This is a genomic window from Dialister sp. (assembly GCF_051885895.1).
Lineage (GTDB): Bacteria > Bacillota > Negativicutes > Veillonellales > Dialisteraceae > Dialister.
Genome location: NZ_JBJEXP010000016.1, coordinates 1 through 3,365, shown reverse-complemented (window position 1 = coordinate 3,365; position 3,365 = coordinate 1). Strand labels below are relative to the sequence as shown.

Sequence of the window (3,365 nt, the reverse complement as noted above, 5' to 3'; positions counted from 1 at the left end):
CCATCCTCTGAACTCTCCTGCCTGCGGGAATAGGACCATTCATCTTTAGTGACACCACTGCCGTCAGGCTGTATAATAAAAAGAAAGTCTCTGTCCGTATTTCCGGCGGAGCGGTGTACAGGAGGAACATATGGGTCTGAAAGAATACAAACTGGCTTATGGACGCGGAACGCAGTCTGTCATGCTCCCGGAGGAGCATATTTCTGATGTGCTGGAAGGAGTGCCTACACCGGCCTGTGATGTGAAGGCGGCTACCATCGAATGCATGCGCCATCCGATCGGCAGCAAACCTCTGCAGGAGCTGGTGAAGAAGGGGGATAAGGTGTGCCTGGTAGTGGCAGACATTACCCGTGCCTGGAACCGGGCATCCGAGTTTACGGTTCATGTGGTGAATGAGCTGAATCTGGCAGGTGTGCCGGATGAGGATATTTACATCGTCTTTGCCCAGGGCACGCACCGTCCTCATACGGATGAGGAAAATGTCACCTGCGTCGGCGAGGAAGTGGCCCGCCGCATCAGGATGTACCAGCATATTTCCACGGATAAGTCCATGCTTACCCATATGGGCGTTACCAAGCTGGGCACCGATGTGTGGATTGATACCCGGGTGGTCAAGGCAGACAAAGTGATCCTGATCAATGCCGTTTCCACCCACGATATGGCCGGCTTCGGCGGCGGAAGAAAGCTGATTCTCCCCGGCGTGGCAGGCTTTGAAACCGTGCAGCAGAACCACTGCCATGCTTTGGGACCCACGCTGGGAAGCGGGCTGAATCCCGATGCCAAACTGCTGAAGATTGAAGGAAATCCGGTGTCCGATGATATGCAGGAAGCCTGCGACATGGTAGGCCCCTGCTTCCTCGTTCACTCCATTATCAATGAAGAAGGACAGATTTCTTCCATGGTGGGAGGCGATCCCTACAAGGCATGGCTGGAAGGGACGAAGGAAACCTACCGCATGCAGAAGGTACCTATGAAGCAGCAGGCCGACGTCACCATCGTTTCCGCCGGTGGCTATCCGAAGGATACGAACCTCTACCAGGGCACCAAGTGCTATACCACTGCGGAAATCGCCACGAAGAAAGGCGGCATCATCATTACCATGATCGAAGCGGAAGACATCATGGAACCGGCAGCCTATCTGGGAAGCTTCAAGTACAAAAATCTGGAGGAAATGGAAAAAGGCCTCCGCAGCTGCTTTACCATCCCCTTCTTTGTAGCCTTTGAAAACCTGATCACCGCCATGACCCATACTGTATACATTGTCACCCGTCCGGAAAACTTTGACATCCTTCGGGAAAAGACCCACCAGATCCCTGTGGCTACGGTGGAAGAAGCCTGGAAACTGGCGGAAAAACAGCTGGCAGCAGAAGGAAAGACGGACTACTCCATCAATATCATTCCCCATGGCAGCGCCATCGTTCCATTTTTAAAGAAATAAGGAAAAAGAATGAAAAAATCCATCCTTGCCATAGCCGCCGCCCTGGCGCTGGCCCTTCCCTTCAGCGCAGGGGCCGCTGATTTCCTTCATCTGGACGGAAACTCCTATGACACCATGTGGCAGAAGGGGAAAACCATCAAAAAACACGGCACCCTGGAAAACCCCATGCACTACGGCGTGGAAATGCGCCACGGCACCGTGGGCTCCAACCAGGTGGTGCTGGTGACTCCCTATACCGCAGGACTTTATATTTCCTCCACCGAAGACCTCCGTCTTCTGGAAGTGCCTCCGGACCTGAAGGAAACCCTGCTGGGCAGCCAGGACGTCCTTTTCATCGTTCCCACCTACGTCCCCGTGCACCATCTGATCTCCTGGTCCGTGGAAACCAGGGGGAGCGGCAGGACAGAGCACCTGGCGCTGATCAAAGACGGAAAGAAGATCTATCCCCGGTATACCCTGGATCCCTCTCTGAACCGCCTCCTGCCTCATACCTATCAGGCCGCCTACTTCGGCTTTTCCAGAAAGGAAATCCTGGACGTGCCCTATGAAGTGCGCTACGTGAACGGCGAAGGAGACATTATCTCCTTTACTGTGGACGAAAAAGACCTGGAAACCCTCATTCGGGAAGAAAAGAACTTCAGGGCCTGAATCCGGCCCCGGAAAACTGCGAGCTCCCTCGCAGTTTTTTCATGGACCGCGGAGCTCCTCCCGCAGGGCCTCTCCTTGAACGCACCGCTTTTTTGGTCTATAATTATCGCATCCGGGCGCCTGACCGCGCCGCAGGGACATGGGGCATGATCCCCGTTTCCCCTTCCCGGCAGCCGGAAATCCTCCGGTCCGGGAATGATTGACAGAACCTAAAGGAGTTACCTATGAAAAGCACATTTTTCCCTCATTTCACCATCGGAGTCGACGCCTACGATGCTATCCCCGGCATCTGCGGTGAATACGGACACACCGCCGTCATCATCGGCGGCAATAAATCCAGAGCCGCTGCAGAACCGCTGATCCGCAAGGCCTGCGAAGGACATATTCAGATCCTGGGATCCTTCCTCTACGGCGACGATGCCACCTTTGAAAACGCGGAAGCCCTCACAAAAATTCCGGAAATCCGCCAGGCAGACATGGTCTTTGCCGTAGGCGGCGGACGGGCCGTGGACACCTCCAAATGGGCCTCCCACCTGCTGAAGAAACCGCTCTTCACCTTCCCCACCCTGGCATCCAACTGCGCCTCTGTCACCGCCGTGTGCATCATGTACAACCCGGACCACAGCTTCCGGGGCTCCATCTACCGTGACCGCAACGCCTACCATACCTTTATCAATACGGACATTATCGCCCATTCTCCCAGAGAATACTTCTGGGCCGGCCTGGGCGACGCCCTGGCCAAACAGTACGAAGTGCCCTTCTCCGCCAGAGGCATGGAACTCACCTGGGTCCAGCAGACCGGCGTCAGAAATGCCCAGAACGTGGCACCGGGCATCCTGAAATACGGCAAAGAAGCCCTGGCTGCCGTAGACAGACAGGAAGTGAATGACGCCCTGGAACCGGCCATCCTCTCCATTATCGTTGCCCCGGGCATGGCCTCCGTCTGCATCGAAGACGATCTGGACTCCAGCCTGGCCCACGCCATTTACAACAGCCATACAAGGACACCCCATAAGGGCACCCACCTCCACGGCGCCGTAGTCAATTACGGCCTCCAGGTCATGCTCACCATGGACGGCCAGCTGGAAGAAAGAGACAAGATCTACAACTTCGCCAAATCCATCGACCTGCCCCACTGCCTCGCCGACATCGGCATCGACCCCGCCCATCCCGATGAACTGGTCAAGAACTGCCTCCACACCAAGGATATGCGGGTGAAACCCTATGACATTACCTTCGACATGGTGTATAAAGCCATGATGGACCTGGAAGAACTGGG

General features: G+C 55.5%; 3 protein-coding genes. All 3 read left to right on the top strand.

Features of this window, described 5'->3' with window-relative positions; translation table 11 throughout:
* Nucleotides 1-130 precede the first annotated feature (130 nt).
* A complete protein-coding gene (larA, locus tag ACI4N7_RS01245) occupies nt 131-1,438 on the top strand; it encodes a nickel-dependent lactate racemase (protein ID WP_439731553.1) in 1,308 nt (435 codons plus the stop codon).
* Nucleotides 1,439-1,447: 9 nt separating this feature from the next.
* Nucleotides 1,448-2,086 (top strand): hypothetical protein, encoded by a 639-nt coding sequence (locus ACI4N7_RS01240; protein WP_439731552.1) that lies wholly within the window; start codon nt 1,448-1,450, stop codon nt 2,084-2,086.
* A gap of 224 nt (nt 2,087-2,310) precedes the next feature.
* On the top strand, nt 2,311-3,365 hold a 1,055-nt coding region (locus ACI4N7_RS01235), incomplete at its 3' end, for an iron-containing alcohol dehydrogenase family protein (RefSeq protein ID WP_439731551.1).